Below are 17,104 nucleotides of genomic sequence, written 5' to 3'. Positions count from 1 at the left end.
CACATTATTGCTATGTCATTTGTGTGGCAAGATGGAATTAGGTGTATTGCACTAATTTCGCGAGGTGTAAGTCATGAAGAAAAGCCTTTCCATTAGCGCCCGGCTCTACGGGCAATCGCTGGCCTTGCTGGCGGCCATGCTGGTCGTCGGCGCGCTGGGCTTGCTGGCCTTGAAGGACGCCAACCAGGCGCTGGCGAGCGTGTACGAGGACAGGACCGTGCCGCTGGTGGATTTGGGCCAGGTCCGGGTCAACCTCGAGGAGATGCTGGTCAAGCCCTACATCATGCTGGACGAGTACGAGCGGGGAAATTTCGCCGCGATTGCGGGGCTTGACGCCGATATCGGCAAGCAGATCGGCGAAAACGCCGAACTGTGGAAAAAATACACGGCGACCAGCCTGACCGAAGAGGAGGCGGGGCTGGTTAAACGCTACGAGGCGCTGACGCAGGCACGTCTGCCGGTACTGGAGAAATTGCGTGCCGGCGCGCGCCAGCCGGGGATGGAGCTGGCCGCGCTCAAGACCCTGCAGGTTGACTACGACAGTAAGGCGGACGAGGCCTTGCAGGTACTTGGCGAGCTGGTGTCGCTGCAGGCACGGGTGGCCGCCGAGGCGCGCGCGGCGGCGCAGGCCGACTACCAGCGCACGTTACTGCTGCTCTCGGGTGTGTTGCTCGCGAGTGTGGTCGGCGGCCTGCTGTACACCCTCCTGAACGTGCGTTCGGTGACCGCGCCACTGGCGGCGGTCAGCCAGATGATTGAGGTGGCCAGCGTGCACGGCGACTTCCGGCAGCGGGTCAAGGTCGCGCGCAACGACGAGGTCGGCCGCATGGCGCATGCGTTTAACGGCCTGCTGGACACGCTGGCGGCGACCTTCCGCGATTTGGGCGGCGAGGTAGCCGGCTTTCGCAAGCTCGCCGCCGAGGTATCGGTGTCGGCGACGCAGGTAGCGGCCGTGTCCGAGCAGTCCAGCCAGGCATCGGTGGCGATGGCGGCGACTGTCGAGCAGATGATGGTCGCGGTGCAGCAGATTACCGACAACGCGCAGCAGGCAAACCAGCAGTCCCGGCAAGCGCGCGAGGGCGCGGATAACGGCGAGGCGGTGGTCAGGCAGACAGTCGGCCAGATCGGCGAGGTCGCCGGCAGCGTCGAGGCCGGCGCGGCCGAGGTGGGCCTGTTGAACGAGCAGGCGCAGAAGATTTCTTCGGTGGTGCAGGTGATCCGCGACATCGCCGACCAGACTAACCTGTTGGCGCTGAACGCGGCGATCGAGGCTGCGCGTGCCGGCGAGCAGGGGCGTGGCTTCGCGGTGGTGGCCGATGAGGTGAGGAAACTGGCCGAGCGCACCAGCCTGTCGACCGGCGAGATCAGCAGCTTGCTGGGCGAGGTGAGCAGCGGCACGCAGCAGGCGGTCGCGTCGATGCAGAAGACGGTCGGTCAGGTTACGCAGAGCGTCGCGTGCGCGCGCGAGGCGCAAACCGCGATCGGCGAGGTGCGCGGCAACGCCGAGCAGATTCTCGAGCAGGTCGAAGGGATTAGCCTGGCGCTGTCCGAACAAAGCGCCGCCAATCAGGCGATTGCGCAGCAGGTCGAGACGGTCGCGCAGGCGGCCGAGGAAAACAGCCAGGTCGTCCGTCAGGTGGCCGGCGCGGCAGGAGAGGTGAGCAGCGCGGCCGAGCGTATGCACACCGCCATCGCGCGTTTCAGCGTTTAAGGCTGGCGCGTTTCTGCCAGCAACAGCCTGATGTCGTGTGCCAGCGTGTCCTGTGTCGTGCCGTAAGGCGCATACACCCTGAGCTTGCCGGTTTTATCGAGCAGATAGGAGCCGGCACTATGATCGATCAGATAGCCGCCGCCTTCGGTCGGTAAGACTTGCGACACGATGCGAAAGCGCGTGGCAACGGCGGCAAGTTCCGCCGTGCTGCCGGATAGGCCGATAAAGCGCGGGTCAAAATGCGGCACATAGCCGGCGAGTACCGCCGGCGTGTCGCGTTTGCTATCCACCGACACAAACAAGACCTGTACCTGGTCGCTGTCCCGGCCCAGCGTTTTCATTGCCGCCGCGTATTCGAGCAAGGTGGTCGGGCAGATATCGGGGCAATGGGTGTAGCCGAAAAAGAGCGCGACCACTTTACCCTGGTAATCGGCCAGTGAAACGCGCTGGCCGGTGTGGGCGTTGAGCGTGAACTCGCCACCAAAGGTTTCGCCTGAAACATCGCTCCCCTTGAACGGCAAGGGCGCGGGTGTACAGGCGGACAGGCAAAGGGCAAACAGCAAGGGCAGCAAGGCGGCAGGTTTCATCGGGCTATGGTAAGCCCTGAGTACGCGTGCCGGCTTGCGGCAAATTGTCGCAGCCTTCGCGGCTCACCGGCGCTGATGGTAAAGTTGTAGCCATGTCTGTGCCTTTATCCCCCATCTTGTTTAGCAATGCCGCCCAACGCATGATCCAGTTGCGCTGGCTGATGCTGCTGGCTGCCGTCTTATTGCTGGGCCTGCTGTTCTGGCAAGGCATCGTCTTGCCGTGGGGCTTGTGCATGCAGGCGCTGGCGACACTGGCTCTGATCAATCTGGCGCTGGCACGCGGGCTGTTTGCCGCGCTGGCTCACATGCATGCGCTGGCTTTGGGCTTATTGGCCGATGTGCTGATTCTGACCGAAATTCTGGCTTTGAGCGGCGGTGCGGCCAATCCGCTGGCCTCGCTCTATCTGCCGCCCATTCTGTTTGCCGCCTTATTATTGCCCGCGCGTTTTGCCTGGGCGCTGGGTGGGCTATCTTTGCTGGCTTATGGCGGGCTTTTTTTCTGGCATCTGCCATGGCCGGTCGCCGGCGATGATGCGGCTTATGCCTTTACCCTGCACTTAGCCGGTATGTGGCTGACTTTTGCCCTGTCGGTTGTGCTGATTGTCGGCGTGGTGTCGTGCCTGTCGCGCGAGCTGGCCGGGCGCGAGGCGGCACTTGCGGCGGCGCGCGAGGCGCAATTGCGTAACGAGCAGCTGGTGGCATTGGGGGTGCAGGCGGCCAGTGCCGCACATACGCTGTCGACGCCGCTGGCGACGCTGAGTCTGCTGTCGGACGAGTTGTCGGATGCCTATGCCGATGATCCCGAACTGGCCGACGATCTGCTGCTGATGCGCCAGCAACTGGCGCAGTGCCGCGAGGGCTTGTCCCGGCTGCGGCATGATGCCGAGCCCGCCAGCGAATGCCTGCCCTTGTTCGATGCGCTGGCCTCACGCATTGCCGGCTGGCGTGCGCTGCGCCCCGATGTGGTCTTGAGCTGGCAAGGCAAGCAGTGTGGCGGGCCTTCGCTCGCGCTGGATAACGGCTTCTGGGCTGCCTTGTTTAATTTGCTGAACAATGCAGCCGATGCGGGGGGCGGCAACGTCGAGCTGGATGTGGCGTTGGCTGCGGGCAGTTTGCAACTGACCATTATTAACCGCGAAGGCTGCCTGTCCGAGGCACAACTGCAGCGAGCCGGCCTTGCCATGTTGCCTTCGGGCAAAGTGGGCGGCATGGGGATAGGCGTGCTGTTATCGCATGTGACCCTATCGCGCTTGGGCGGCAGCCTGACGCTATGTAATGACCAGGCCGGCGGTGTACGCGCCACGCTGCGCCTGCCTGTGATGGAGATGGCCGGGTGAGCGACTTTTTGCTGGTGGATGATGATGCGGCCTTTAGCCACATGCTGATGCGGGTGCTACTGCGGCGCGGCTTTAGCGTGGCCTGTGCCGCGAATGGTCACGAGGCGCTGCAGCAGGCGATGCTATTGCAGCCGGCGCGCATCGTACTGGATCTGAACCTGGGTGGCGACTCCGGCCTTAAACTCTTGCCGCCACTGCGGGACGCGGCACCCGCTGCCGCCATTGTCGTGCTGACCGGCTATGCCAGCATCGCCACCGCCGTCGAGGCGATCAAGCTGGGTGCGATACAGTATCTGGCCAAGCCAGCCGCTGTGGATGCCATTCTGGCGGCCTTCGGCCAACAGGCGGCAAACCCTGACCTTGCCCTGGCCGAGATGCCCATGTCGCTGAAACGGATCAGCTGGGAGCATTTGCAGCGTGTGCTGGCTGAGCATGAGGGCAATGTTTCTGCCACTGCCCGTTCGCTCAAGATGCATCGCCGCACCTTGCAACGCATGCTGGCCAAGCGGCCGGTTGCCGGCTGATTGCTGCAAATGCCGCACGGGCGGTATGGCTATATCAGCAAAACTTTAGCGACTGCATCAGAAAAAGTGATTGGAGTATTCATTCGGTTTCCGCCTTAATGTTGTTTGCATTGCAGCAAACAGAACTGATAGAGGGGAAAACAAGATGATGTTGCGCGGACAGATGATGGAAATGCCTTTGCTGATTTCGGACCTGCTGGTGCATGCCGAAACCTGGCATGCGGATAGCGAGATCGTATCGCGCACGGTAGAAGGCCCGATCCACCGCTATACCTACCGCGATCTGGGCAAGCGTTCGCGTCAGCTGGCCAACGCCTTGAAGTCGCTGGAAATCAAGATGGGCGACTGCGTGGGCACGCTGGCCTGGAACGGCTATCGCCACCTTGAGCTTTACTATGCGGTGTCCGGTTCCGGCGCGATCTGTCATACCGTCAACCCGCGCCTGTTCCCCGAGCAGATCAGCTACATCATTAATCATGCCGAAGATCAGGCGCTGTTTTTTGATCTGTCTTTCCTGCCTGTTGTCGAGCAGATCGCTGCCGAGCTGACTTCGGTGCGCCATTTCGTGTTGATGACCGATCGCGCCAATATGCCGAAGGACAGCTCCATTCCTAATCTGCGTTGCTATGAAGATCTGGTCAACAGCCATAGCGACCAGCTGGACTGGCCCGAATTCGACGAAAAAACCGCATCCAGCCTGTGCTACACCTCCGGCACGACCGGCCACCCCAAGGGTGTGTTGTATTCGCACCGCTCGACCGTATTGCATGCCTTCGCCAGCTCGCTGCCGGACAGTCTGGATATTTCGGCGCAAAGCGCGGTGATGCCGGTGGTACCGATGTTCCATGTCAGCGGCTGGGGTCTGCCTTACAGCTGCGTGATGAATGGCGCCAAGCTGGTGCTGCCTGGCCCCAAGATGGACGGCGTCAATCTGTACGAGCTGATCGAAGAAGAGGGCGTGACCATGGCGGCCGGCGTGCCGACCATCTGGATGATGCTGTTGCAGCATTGCCAGCGCAATCATCTGAAAATTCACAGTCTCAAGCGCGTCGTCATTGGCGGTTCGGCCGCGCCTGAATCCATGGTCGACCAGTTGGCCGAACACGGCGCCGAAGTGCGCCAGTTGTGGGGCATGACCGAGCTGTCACCATGCGGCACCACCAGTACGCCCAAGTTCAAGCACAACGGTTGTGATGTTGCGACCTTGCGCCATCTGCAGGGCAAGCAGGGACGTCCTATCTATGGCGTGAAAATCCGCATCGTGGACGATGAAAACCAGCCGCTGCCGCACGACGGCAAGGCCTTTGGCAATCTGCAGGTCAAGGGTTCGTGGGTGTTGTCGCAATACTACCGCCGTGAGCTGGACGATAACCATACGGCCGATGGCTGGTTCAATACCGGCGATGTGGTGAATATCGATACCGATGGCTATATGAAGATCACCGACCGTACCAAGGACGTGATCAAGTCCGGCGGCGAATGGATCAGCTCCATTGATCTGGAGAATATTCTGGTCGGTCATCCGGCCGTCGCCGAAGCGGCCGCCATCGGCATCATCCATCCGAAGTGGGATGAGCGCCCGCTGATGGTGGTGGTGCTGAAAGAAGGCATGAGCGCGACCCGCGACGAGCTGATCGGTTTTTATGAAGGCAAAATCGCCAAGTGGTGGACGCCGGATGATGTTGCCTTTGTCGATGAGTTGCCACATACCGCGACCGGTAAGTTACAAAAAATGAAGCTGCGCGAACAGTTCAGTTCGTATAAGTGGTAAGTGTTGTGTGTAAGTGAATATTCTTACGTAATACATTGAAGATTTAGAATAATTACGTTAGAGTAAAGCTTCACACGGAAGCCTGATGGTTTTTTTGTGGTGTTAGCCCCTCGAAGCATCCGGCCGGTTCGCCGGCAAGATGTTTCTTCCTCGTGTTGGCCCCTGCCGGTAACCCTGCAGGGGATTTTTTTTGCCTGAAGTCCTATTTTGAGTAGAATGTATCCCGATTCGTAGATATATATATGATTATCTTATAAAAAAGAAGCCGGCTATATCAACCAAAAGGCGAAAAATGCATTCACTCAAGCACAAATTGCTGGCGGTCAGCGTGCTGTTGCTGGTCACGCTGGCGGCTACCTTGTACGGGGTGTCGTACTCCCAGATGCGCGAGGCGATGGTCGCCGCGGCCGACGGGGAAATCACGTCGACGGTCGACGGCGAGGCCGAGCTGGTCGGCAACTGGCTGCAGGAGCGGCAGCGCGTGGTGGCGGCGCTGACCGGGGCCGCCGCAGCCGAGGCGCCGCTGCCCCAGTTCCAGTTGCTTGCCAAGAGCGGCGACTTCTACGTGACCTACGCCGGTTACGGCGACGGCCGCACGCTGTTTTCCGACGAGTGGGTGCCGCCGGCCGACTACCAGGCCAGTAGCCGTGACTGGTTCAAGGCCGCGCGCGCGGCCGGCAAGCCGGTCGTGACGCCGCCGTACGTCGACGGCGAAAGCAAGCGGATGATGGTGACCGTCGCGGCACCGTTGGCGGATGGCGGGGTAGTCGGCGGTGACGTATTCATCGACGCGCTGGTCAAGCAGTTGCAGGCGCGCGAGATCCGCGCCGACGGTTTCGCCTTCCTGTCCGGCAAGGACGGCACGCTGATCGCGTATCCGCAGGCGGAACTCGCCGGCAAGAAACTGGAGACCGTAGCCAGCGGCCTGAGCGCCGAGCGCCTGCAGCAGCTGGCAAGCGAACATGAGCCGGTGGTGTTCAAGTTTGGCGAGCGCAGCATGGCGGTCGGCGTGAAGGCGGTGCCGGGCAGCGACTGGCTGGTCGGCGTCGCGATGGACGAGGCCGAACTCAACGCGCCGGTCACCCGCCTGGGCTATACGCTGGCTGCGACCAGTGCCGCCATCCTTGCCGTCCTCCTGATTGTCGGCTCGCTGGTGATCGGCCGCATGCTGGGCGGGCTGCTGGTGCTGCGCGACGCGATGCGCGACATCTCGCAGGGCGATGCGGACCTCACCCGTGCGTTGCCGGTCAAGGGCCAGGACGAGATCGCCGAGACCGCCCGCGCGTTCAATACCTTTGTTGCCGGCCTGCGTTCCCTGTTCGGCAGCCTGCGCGGCGAAGCGGGGCAGGTCGCCGGCGGCGTGGCCGACTCCAGCCGCCTGGTCAGCGAAGTGGCGGCCGGTTCGCGCGGCCTGTCGGACGTTTCCAGCGCCAACGCGGCCACGCTCGAACAGATCACCGTCAGCATCGCGCAGATCGCCGACGGCGCGCAGCAGGCGGATGAGCTGGTACGCGCGACGCGCGGCGAGCTGGAAACCAGCGCGCAGGGCATCAGCCGGCTGTGCGAGAACATGGAAGGCACGGCAGGCTCGGTGCGCGCGCTGGATAACATGCTGGGCGTGCTCGGTACCCGTTCGCAGGAGATTTCCGGCATCACCGACGTGATCCGCGACATCGCCGACCAGACCAACCTGTTGGCGCTGAACGCCGCGATCGAGGCGGCGCGTGCCGGCGAGCAGGGCCGCGGCTTCGCGGTGGTCGCCGACGAGGTGAGGAAGCTTGCCGAGCGTACCGCGCAGGCGACGCAGCAGATTGCCGGCATGGTTGCGACCATCCGCGAGGAGACCGAGCAGGCGGTGGGCGACGTCAACCGCACCGTCGAGTCGGTCGAGGGTGGCGTCGCCGTGACCCGCGAGGCCGCCGACCAGATCGAGCGGATCCGCCGCGCGATGGGCGAGGTGGTCGCCAAGATGGGCGAGATCAGCCACTCGACCAGCGAGCAGCAGGTAGCGACCACCCAGATCGCGCAGAGTACCGAGCAGATCAATAGCCAGGTGCTGGAGAACGACAGCCGGCTGCAGGACGTCAGCAGCACGCTGACCACCCTCGACACCGCCGCCCGACGCATGGACGCCGAGTTCGGCCGCTTCCGTATTTAACAGTAAGCGGGGCTGTGCGTAACAGCCATTCCAAAACCGTCAGCTTCATTAAGGAAGTTGGCGGTTTTTTATGTATCTCCCGGCAGATGATTACTGCGTTATTGTATCCAATATAAATGGATGATAATGTAGTAATGGAGTGGTGTATTTAATCTAACCTGTGAATGAAAGGCGTTGCTATGCAATCGTTGAGGTATAAGCTGCTGGCAGTCAGCGCGCTGTTGCTGGTTACGCTGGCGGCAACCCTGTACGGGGTGTCGTACTCCCAGATGCGTACGGCGATGGTCGCCGCGGCCGACGGGGAAATCACTTCGATCGTCGATGGCGAGGCCGAACTGGTGGGCAACTGGCTGCAGGAGCGGCAACGCGTGATGACAGAGCTGGTCGAGGTCGCCGGGCGCGAAGAACCACTCCCCGGTTTCCAGCTACTCGCCAGAAGTGGGGATTTTGTCGCCACCTACGCCGCTTACGGTGACGGCAGTACGCTGTTTTCCGACGGGTGGGAGGCCCCTGCCGACTACCAGGCCAGTACCCGCGACTGGTTTAAGGCCGCGCGCACTGCGGGCAAGCCGGTGGTGACCGCGCCCTATGTTGATGCCGACAGCAAACGAATGATGGTGACAGTCGCCGCGCCTTTGTCCGATGGTGGAGCGGTCGCTGGGGACGTGTATATCGATGCGCTGGCTAAACAGTTGCAGGCACGCGAGATCCAGGCAAACGGTTTTGCCTTCCTGGCCGGCAGGGATGGCACGCTGATCGCGTACCCGCAGGCAGAACTCGCCGGCAAGAAGCTGGAGACCGTAGCAAGCGGCCTGAGCGCCGAGCGGCTGCAGCAGCTGGCAAGCGAGCATGAACCGGTGGTGTTCAAGTTTGGCGAGCGCAGCATGGCGGTCGGCGTGAAGGCGGTGCCCGGCAGCGACTGGCTGGTTGGCGTCGCGATGGACGAGGCCGAGCTCAACGCACCGGCTACCCGTTTGGGGTATACGCTGGCCGCGACCAGCGCTGCCATCCTCGCCGTCCTCCTGATTGTCGGATCGCTGGTGATCGGCCGCATGCTGGCAGGGCTTGGCGTACTCAAGAACGCGATGGTAGACATTTCGCAGGGTGACGCCGATCTGACACGCAGCCTGCCGGTAGCGGGGCGCGACGAGATCGCGCAGACGGCCGAGGCATTCAATGCTTTCGTGCTGCGCTTAAATGCGCTGTTTGCCGGACTGAAGCAGGACGCTTCCAGCGTAGTTGCGGGGGTGGGCGACGCCAGCCTGTTGGTGGGGCAGGTTGCCGACAGTTCGCGCAGCTTGTCCGATGTTTCCAGCTCTAATGCGGCGACGCTGGAAGAGATCACCGTCAGCGTGGCACATATCGCCGATAGCGCGCGTCAGGCTAATACGCTGGTGCGCGACACCGGCTCGGCGCTAGGCAATAGCGCCGACAATATCACCCGCTTGTCCGATGGCATGGAAGGAACGGTCAATGCCGTGCGTGCGCTGGAAGGCATGTTGAGCGGGCTGTCCAGCCGCTCGCAGGAGATTTCCGGCATCACCGATGTGATTCGCGATATCGCCGACCAGACCAATTTGCTGGCGCTGAATGCCGCGATTGAGGCCGCGCGTGCCGGCGAGCAGGGGCGAGGCTTTGCCGTGGTGGCTGATGAGGTGAGGAAGCTGGCCGAGCGCACGGCGCAGGCAACGCAGCAGATCGCCGGCATGGTGGGGGCTATCCGCAACGAAACCAGTCAGGCGGTAGGCGACGTCAACAAAACGGTTATCGCCGTTGAAGCCGGGGTGGAGGTGACGCGTGCGGCGGCCGAGCAGATCGGCCAAGTGCGTCATGCCATGGGTGAAGTGGTCGACAAGATGGGCGAGATTACCCACTCGACCACCGAGCAGCAGGAAGCGACCACCCTGATTGCGCAAAGTACCGAGCAGATCAATAGCCAGGTGGTGGAGAATGATGGCCGCTTGCAGGAAGTCAGCGCTACCTTGCGTGCGCTGGATCAGGCTGCCGGACAGATGGATGGCGAATTCGCCAAGTTCAAGCTGTAAACGTGAGGCATACCGGGCGTCAGGCTGGCGCCCGGGGTTGCACTCAGAACCTGTTCACGATCTGCTGCGCATTGGCGATACGGCGTTAAAAACAGCTTCGAAATGCTCATGTACCACCTGTACATGCCGCTTTCTCAGCCGTTTTCGCCTTGTCTCGCCCTCGCTCGCGAAATCGTGAACACGCTCTCAGGGGCCGCTGGGCCCCAGCGTCAGATATACGCTGCGCAAGGCGGCTTTGCCTTGCTCGCGTTCAATCGCCGCCTGTCCTGTCATGGGGTAGGCGGTTTGTTTTTGGCTCTGTATATCCTGCAGTTGCAAAAGGGCAGCCACGCTCTCCGCCCGCTCGCCGGCCAGCTCCGCCGTTTGTCGTCCGGCTTCGTTCAGGCTGGCATGCGCATGGAGGGTGATGCGGGTAATGCCCCAGCGTTTGAGTGCCCAGACCGAACCATAAAAGTCGCGCAGTGCACTCCCTGACAATTGGCTGCTTTCGGGGGCGAAGTCCAGTGCCGGCAAGGCCATCACGGGGGGGATGAGCTGTACTTGCCAGGTGCCAAGCTTGCTGGCCAGAATGATTTCCGCGTTTTGCAGCGCAGGCAGCGAGAGTCCTGCTGCCGGTGCGAGGTAGGCGGTAATGGCGTGCTTGTCCTCGTCGATGACAAGCTGGGCAATGCGGGCGGGAATGCCGGTGCTGACCGTCTCGCGCAGTGCCGATTGCTGGTTGCGGCTTTGGGTGAGCTTGCCCAGTTGCGCGCTGATGCGCTGATCCAGATCCTGCGCGTTGGTATTGGCGACAATCTGGTCCAGCGTCAGCTGGCTATCCTGGCCAAAGCGCTTGTCCAGCAGTGCCTCCAGTTGTTTTTGCAACTGAGGTTCGTATTGGCGGGTGAGTACGACCAGATTGACCTGCGGCCCGTTTTTTCCCGGCGGTGCCCATACCTTGAGCTGCTGGATGGTGTCGCTGGCCGGCAGTGCGCTATTGACCGTATCTTGTACCTGCTTGGATAAAATGGCCTGGCTGACCGAGCTGTTCAACGTCTTGACTAGCGGAATGGATAGCAGTGCCAAGACAAACAGGGCCACGCCGCCGCGCCAGGCCAGATCCTTGCCGCTGGGCCATTTGCCCAGCCCGTACCATAAGCTCACCCCAGTAACGGAAAAGGCGATGGCCAGCATATTGGTCAGGAACAGCAAGAAGGCGCCGGAAAAAATATCCCATGAGGCGGTAGCCCAGCCGTAGCCGCTGGTTGCCAGCGGCGGCATCAGGGCGGTAGCAATCGCCACGCCGGCAAAAGTGCCGCCTTGCTGGCGAATAATGGCAAAGCCGGCGACCATGCCGGAGAAAATGGCAACCAGAAGATCGAAGAAATTGGGGTTGGTGCGCGCCAGTATCTGCGCGGTCGGCGGGATAAAGGGCGAAAAATTGACAATGGTGTAGCTGGTCACCAGTGCTGCCACCACGCCGAAGCCCAGTGCCAGTCCCGCCTGCTTACCGTAGGCCAGATTGGTCTTGGCGATGGCGTAACCCAGCAGATTGATCGGCCCCATCAAGGGCGCGATCAGCATCGCGCCTATCACCACCGCGGCCGAGTCCAGCAATAGCCCCAGCGTGGCGATGGCGCAGGAAATAAAGACCAGAAAAATATAGGCAGGAGTCAGCAGGCCGTTTTCGACCATATTGCGATCGACCTCGGCCTGATCCACATTCTGCTGCCGCCGGTTCCACCACTCGCCGACGATGATCTCGGCCAGGCTGCGTGTTGCCATGCTCATTCCTATCTATTGGTTTCAGGTCTTCATTGTGGAGCAAGTGTGATGGCACTTCCAGCCTTGCTTATATATGTCATTTATATTGCCCATGCTGGATATCAAATACATAATCCGCTGCAAGTGTCCGACTCGAGACACCTACGACTAAAGGGGGAAATCCATGCGTTCACTCAAAGCGCGACTCATCGGCTTCAATGCCTTACTGCTGGCGGCATTTGCCATCTTGTTGTTTATTATTGTTTTTGTCCAAGTGCGATCAATGGTGTTGCAAGGTATTGCCAGCGAACAGAATACGATTGTTAAGGGACAGGCGATCTTGATTGGCAACTGGGCACAGGACAAGCAAAGTGTGGTGCAGGGGCGCTCGCAACGTTACGACAACGAAATCAATACACTCGCGCGCGATCCGCAGTGGTTCCTGACACAGGGCATGCAGGAAGGGCGCTTTATGGATCTCTACGTCGGGTTTGCTGATAACAAGGGCTATTTCGCTTCGGGCTGGACGCCGCCTGCCGAGTATGCCATCACCAGCCGTGGCTGGTATCAGCAGGCCATGGCAGCCAGTAAGCTGATTACTACCGACCCTTATATTGATGCCAATACCAAGGCCATCGTGATTACGATGGCGATACCGTTGCCAGGCAGTAAGGGTGGCGTGCTGGCTGGCGACATCTCGATGCAAGAGTTGACGCGCACGCTGGCAACTTTGCCGGTGGGTGGCAATGGCTACAGCTTGCTGGTGGATGGCAAGGGTAACCTGATTTCTGCACCGGATAAGGCTTTGGTGACCAAGCCGGTGACGGCCTTGGTGCCTGCGCTGGACAACTCGGCCATACAGGCGGCAAGCGGCAGCGGAGAGTTGCTGGAGGTGGAGGTCGGTGGCAAAACCATGCTGGCTTCGGTTGCGCGGCTGGAAGGCCTGAACTGGAGCATTGTTGTCCTGAGCGAAAAATCGCTGGTGCTGGCTCCGCTGCATACGCTGTTGTTGACGCTGGCCGGTATGGCCGTGGCGATATTTCTCTTGATGCTGCCGCTATCCAGTCTGGTGCAGGGACGGATGCTGCTGGGGCTGACCCGCTTGCGTGATGCAATGGTCGAGATGGCTGGTGGCGAGGCAGACCTGACGCGCAAACTGACGGTGGATGGTCATGACGAAATTAGCCAGACAGCACAGGCTTTTAACCGTTTTACCGAGCAGCTGGGGCAGCTGTTTGCCCAGTTGCGTAGCGAGGCCGCGGAGGTCGTTGGGGGTGTGGCGAATGCCAGTAGCCGTGTCAGTGAGGTGACGGCGGGTGCCAGCCAGATAGCCGAAGTCTCGACCGCCAACGCCGCCACGCTGGAACAGCTTGGGGTCAGTATTTCGCTGATTGCTGACGGCGCATATCAGGCCGACTCGCTGGTCAAGGCGACTGGGCAGGAGTTGGAGAGTTGTGCCGATGGGATTCACGCATTATCGGACGATATGGAAAACACGCTGGGATCGGTGCGTAGCCTGGAGATCATGCTGGCTGGGCTTGACCGCCGCTCGCAGGAGATTTCCGGTATTACCAGTGTGATTCGTGATATTGCAGATCAGACCAATCTTCTGGCGCTCAATGCGGCAATTGAAGCCGCGCGTGCCGGCGAGCAGGGGCGCGGTTTTGCCGTGGTGGCTGACGAGGTCCGTAAACTGGCTGAGCGTACTGCCAGCGCTACTCAGGAGATCAGCAGCAAGGTCGGCGCAATCCGCGACGAGGCGAAGCGTGCAGTGGATGATGTGCAAGGGACTGTCCGTGTAGTCGACCAGAGCTCAGTTCGTACCGAAGAGGCAGCGGCAAGCATCCAGAACGTGCGCGACTCCATGCGGCAGTTGCTGCAGCGCATGAGCGAGATTTCCAGCTCGACCAATGAGCAACATCATGCGTCAGGTGCCATTTCCCAGAGTACGGAGGCCATCAATAACCGCATCGTGGCTAACGAAGGCGCTTTGCAGGACGTGAATGCGACCTTATCCAGCCTCTCACGTTTGGCCGGCCAAATGGATAGCCGTTTCGGCAAGTTCAGGGTGTAGCAGTCAGGCGGGCTTTTGCCCGCCTACATTGATGGCAGGCTTAGCCATTTACCCGGGTTCATCAGCCCTTGAGGGTCTAGCGCCTGTTTCATGTTTTGCATGATTAAGAGCGCTACCGGGTCTTTGTAACGCGCGAGCCACTGCCCCTTGAGCTGGCCTACGCCGTGTTCGGCGGCAAGCGTGCCGCCATAGCGTGCCACCTGGTCGTAGACGATGGCGTTCACCGCAGCCTCGTCGTCGAACAGGGCCGCATTATCCGTGCGGGTATAGCTGACGTTGTAATGCAGATTGCCATCGCCGGCATGGCCGAACACCATAATGCGGCAGCCGGGAAAGGCCGCCTGTAGTGCGTCGCCACAGCTGGCGATAAAGGCGGCAATGGCGGAGCTGGGCACGCCGATATCGTGCTTGATGCTGGCGCCTTCCTTTTTTTGCGTCTCCGACATGTCTTCGCGCAACTGCCACAGCTTCAGGCGCTCGGCCTCGCTTTGCGCAATCACGCCGTCCACCATCTCCTGCGTGGACAGCCATGCCGTCAGGCGCTCGCCAAGTTCGGCGCTATCGCCGGCATCCGACAGTTCGATCAGCAAAGCCCATGGCGCAATAAACGGCAGCCGCCCCGCGTGGTGCTTGTCAAGCAGCCGCTGGCAGGGCTCGGACAGTAGCTCGAAACTGGTCAGGCGGTCGCCGAACGCTTGCCTGAGCGCCCCCAGCCAGCGAATGGCGGTGTCGGCGCTATCCACTCCGATCCAGGCGGTGGCGCAGGCGTCAGGCAAGGGAAAGAGTTTGAGGGTGGCGGCGGTGATAATGCCCAGCTGTCCTTCTGCACCGATAAACAGCTGCTTCACATCCAGCCCGCTGCTGTCTTTTCTGAGTCCGGACAAGGCATGCAATATCTGTCCGTCAGCCAGGACAACCTCCAGCCCCAGACACAGTTCGCGCATGGTACCGTAACGCAGCACGGCCAGACCGCCGGCATTGGTTGAGAGATTGCCGCCTATCTGGCAGCTGCCTTCACTGGCCAGCGATAGCGGAAACAGGCGGCCGGCCTCGCGCGCCACGGCCTGCACCTCGGCCAGCGTCACGCCGGCCTCGACCGTGATCGAATTATTGGCGCTGTCGATGTCGCGTATGCCATGCATGCGGGCAAGCGACAGCACCAATTGCCGGCCGGATGCATCCGGCGTCGCCGCGCCGCAAGTCGAGGTATTGCCGCCTTGTGGCACGATGGCGATAGCGTGAGCGGCGCACAGCCTGACCAGCGCGGCAACTTCGGCGGTGGAGGCCGGCGCGACCACCGCTACGCAACGGCCGTGATAACGGCCGCGCCAGTCGGTGAGATAGGGCGCGGTGTCGGAGTCTTGGGTCAGCACATGGGCCGGGCCGACGATCCTGGCCAGACTGGAAATCAAGTCGTTCATTGTGGTTTTACTTTGCGGAAAAGGGCATGGCGTTGCGAGCCCAGCAAGCCGGCGGCAAACGCCAGCGGCACGGCAAACAGCGCGGGGTTAGACCAGGGAAAGAGCGGCTCTTCAAAGCCCAGCACGGCGACCCAGACCGCCGGCCCCAGTACTATCAGCACGCTGGACGCGAGCATGCCGCAAGCGGCGCAAGCCAGCGCCCCTCGCTCGCTCAGGTCGCGCCAGTATAAAGCCAGCAGCAATACCGGGAAGTTGGCCGAGGCGGCAATGGCAAAAGCCAGCCCCATCACAAAGGCGATATTCTGCTGCTGGAACAGGGTCGAGAGCAGTAGCGCCAGCAGACCCAGCGCCAGCGCGGCATAGCGCGACACGCGCTGCTTTTCGGCTGCGCTGACTGCGCGGTGCTGCAAGCCCGCCCACAGGTCATGGCTGATCGCCGCCGCGCCGGCCAGAGTCAACCCCGACACCACGGCGAGAATGGTGGCAAAGGCCACTGCCGCGACCAGCCCGGCTAAGGGTGCTCCGCCCAGCAAGCTAGCCAGATGCAGCGCCGCCATATTGCCACCGCCCAGCAGTTTGCCGCCGGCGTCAAAAAACGCGGGGTGAGCAGGCAAGAGCGCGATGGCGCCATAACCGATCAGGATGTTGAGGCAGAAAAAGCCGCCCACCAGCAAGGTGGCGATGGCTGCCGAGCGCCGAGCGGCGCGGGCATCAGGCACGGTCAGAAAGCGCATCAGCACATGCGGCAGCCCCAGCAGGCCCAGCGTCAGTCCCAGTCCCAGCGACAGTAGCTCTACCGGGTCGGACAGGGCCGCACCCGGCAGCAGGACGGCGTCGCCGCGCAGTTGCGTCGCCGCAGCAAACAAGGCCGGGGCGCTAAAGCCGAATTGCGCGAGCACGCCCCAGGCCAGCATGGCGCCACACAGCAGCAGCAGCACCGCCTTGATCATTTGCACCCAGGTGGTGGCCAGCATGCCGCCGATGGCGACATAGCCCACCATCAACAGCGCCACCAGCGCCACGGCCGCCAGATAAGGCAGACCGAACAGCAGTTCGATCAGCTTGCCTGCGCCCACCATCTGCACAATCAGATAAAACAGCGTGACCAAGAGCGAGCTTGTGGCAGTGAGCGCGCGCAGCCTGCGGCTGGCAAAGCGTTGCGCCAGTACATCGCTGACGGTAAAGCAGCCAAGCTGGCGCAGTTTGCCGGCTAGCAGCAGCATCAGGAGCGGCCAGCCGGCCAGCGTACCCACCGCGTAAACCAGCGAGTCGTAACCGGCGGCGAAATAAAGACCGGCCGCGCCCAGAAAAGCCGCCGCCGACAGATAGTCGCCGGCCAGTGCCAAGGCGTTTTGCCATGGGCCGATGCGGTTGCCGGCGCTGAAAAAATCACCGGCAGACTGGCTGCTTCGTGCCGCCAGATGGCAGATGGCAAGGGTGAGTACGAGCAGCGGCAGGAAAAACAGCAAGGCCGTGCTCATGGCGTGTCATCCCGGCGCAGGGCGGCAAACAGGGTGATGGCAAACAGCGCGGCAAAAGCCGCCAGCGCAAACAGGATGGATAGCGGCCAGCCGGCCAAGTGTCCGGCCAGCAGGCCGGGCGCATAGGCAAGCACGCCATAGTAGAGCGCGACGATGAGCAGCGTCAGGCCGCAGAGCAGGGTTTTCATTGGATATTCTTTTTCTATTGTGTGCAAGGGTGGGGCGTCGGCGAGGCCGGCAGCGCAGATGCGC

Annotated in this window: 12 protein-coding genes; 7 read left to right on the top strand and 5 right to left on the bottom strand. The window is 61.7% G+C overall.

From position 1 onward, the window contains the following. Positions 1-73 precede the first annotated feature (73 nt). Positions 74-1,711 (top strand): methyl-accepting chemotaxis protein, encoded by a 1,638-nt coding sequence (locus M3P88_RS13125; protein WP_249616454.1) that lies wholly within the window; start codon positions 74-76, stop codon positions 1,709-1,711. Here M3P88_RS13125 and M3P88_RS13120 read toward each other — a convergent pair. After that, positions 1,708-2,298, bottom strand: a complete 591-nt coding sequence (locus M3P88_RS13120) for an SCO family protein (protein WP_249616453.1) — start codon at positions 2,296-2,298, stop codon at positions 1,708-1,710. The genes M3P88_RS13125 and M3P88_RS13120 overlap by 4 nt on opposite strands. A 92-nt stretch (positions 2,299-2,390) precedes the next feature. Between M3P88_RS13120 and M3P88_RS13115 the strand changes: the two genes are divergently transcribed. The 5 genes from M3P88_RS13115 (at position 2,391) to M3P88_RS13095 (ending at position 10,133) form a co-directional block, all read left to right on the top strand. Beyond that, positions 2,391-3,635 carry an ATP-binding protein gene (locus M3P88_RS13115; RefSeq protein WP_249616452.1) on the top strand — a complete coding sequence of 415 codons (1,245 nt, stop codon included), beginning with the start codon at positions 2,391-2,393 and terminating at the stop codon, positions 3,633-3,635. Continuing rightward, positions 3,632-4,159, top strand: coding sequence for a response regulator transcription factor (locus M3P88_RS13110; protein WP_349629062.1), 528 nt, complete (start codon positions 3,632-3,634; stop codon positions 4,157-4,159). Before M3P88_RS13115 ends, M3P88_RS13110 begins: the two co-directional genes overlap by 4 nt. Positions 4,160-4,304: 145 nt before the next feature. Further along, positions 4,305-5,930 (top strand): 3-(methylthio)propionyl-CoA ligase, encoded by a 1,626-nt coding sequence (locus M3P88_RS13105; RefSeq protein ID WP_249616451.1) that lies wholly within the window; start codon positions 4,305-4,307, stop codon positions 5,928-5,930. 292 nt (positions 5,931-6,222) lie between these two features. Then, a complete protein-coding gene (locus M3P88_RS13100) occupies positions 6,223-8,088 on the top strand; it encodes a methyl-accepting chemotaxis protein (protein ID WP_249616450.1) in 1,866 nt (621 codons plus the stop codon). Between the two features lie 179 nt (positions 8,089-8,267). Further along, positions 8,268-10,133, top strand: coding sequence for a methyl-accepting chemotaxis protein (locus M3P88_RS13095; protein WP_249616449.1), 1,866 nt, complete (start codon positions 8,268-8,270; stop codon positions 10,131-10,133). 186 nt (positions 10,134-10,319) lie between these two features. Here the strand turns inward: M3P88_RS13095 and M3P88_RS13090 are convergent, their stop codons facing one another. Further along, the gene (locus M3P88_RS13090) at positions 10,320-11,897 is read right to left on the bottom strand and encodes a DUF389 domain-containing protein (RefSeq protein WP_249616448.1); all 1,578 of its coding nucleotides are present in this window, start codon (positions 11,895-11,897) and stop codon (positions 10,320-10,322) included. A 163-nt stretch (positions 11,898-12,060) separates the two neighbouring features. Here M3P88_RS13090 and M3P88_RS13085 point away from each other — a divergent pair, with 163 nt between their 5' ends. Further along, on the top strand, positions 12,061-13,950 hold the full coding sequence (locus M3P88_RS13085) for a methyl-accepting chemotaxis protein (RefSeq protein ID WP_249616447.1): 1,890 nt from the start codon (positions 12,061-12,063) through the stop codon (positions 13,948-13,950). A 23-nt stretch (positions 13,951-13,973) separates the two neighbouring features. Here the strand turns inward: M3P88_RS13085 and M3P88_RS13080 are convergent, their stop codons facing one another. From M3P88_RS13080 to M3P88_RS13070, 3 genes are read right to left on the bottom strand one after another with little or no spacing between them, the layout of a single operon-like run. Continuing rightward, complete coding sequence (locus M3P88_RS13080; RefSeq protein WP_249616446.1) at positions 13,974-15,371, bottom strand: FAD-binding oxidoreductase; 1,398 nt, start codon at positions 15,369-15,371, stop codon at positions 13,974-13,976. After that, positions 15,368-16,852, bottom strand: a complete 1,485-nt coding sequence (locus M3P88_RS13075; protein ID WP_249616445.1) for a sodium:solute symporter family transporter — start codon at positions 16,850-16,852, stop codon at positions 15,368-15,370. The genes M3P88_RS13080 and M3P88_RS13075 overlap by 4 nt, the downstream gene beginning before the upstream one ends. After that, positions 16,849-17,040, bottom strand: coding sequence for a hypothetical protein (locus tag M3P88_RS13070; protein WP_249616444.1), 192 nt, complete (start codon positions 17,038-17,040; stop codon positions 16,849-16,851). The genes M3P88_RS13075 and M3P88_RS13070 overlap by 4 nt, the downstream gene beginning before the upstream one ends. Positions 17,041-17,104: the final 64 nt, after the last annotated feature.

The sequence above is a fragment of the Craterilacuibacter sp. RT1T genome (assembly GCF_023502145.1).
In the GTDB taxonomy this organism is placed as follows: Bacteria; Pseudomonadota; Gammaproteobacteria; order Burkholderiales; family Chromobacteriaceae; genus Craterilacuibacter.
Note: the sequence above shows the minus strand (reverse complement) of the source record. Positions and strands in the feature narration are given on the sequence as shown.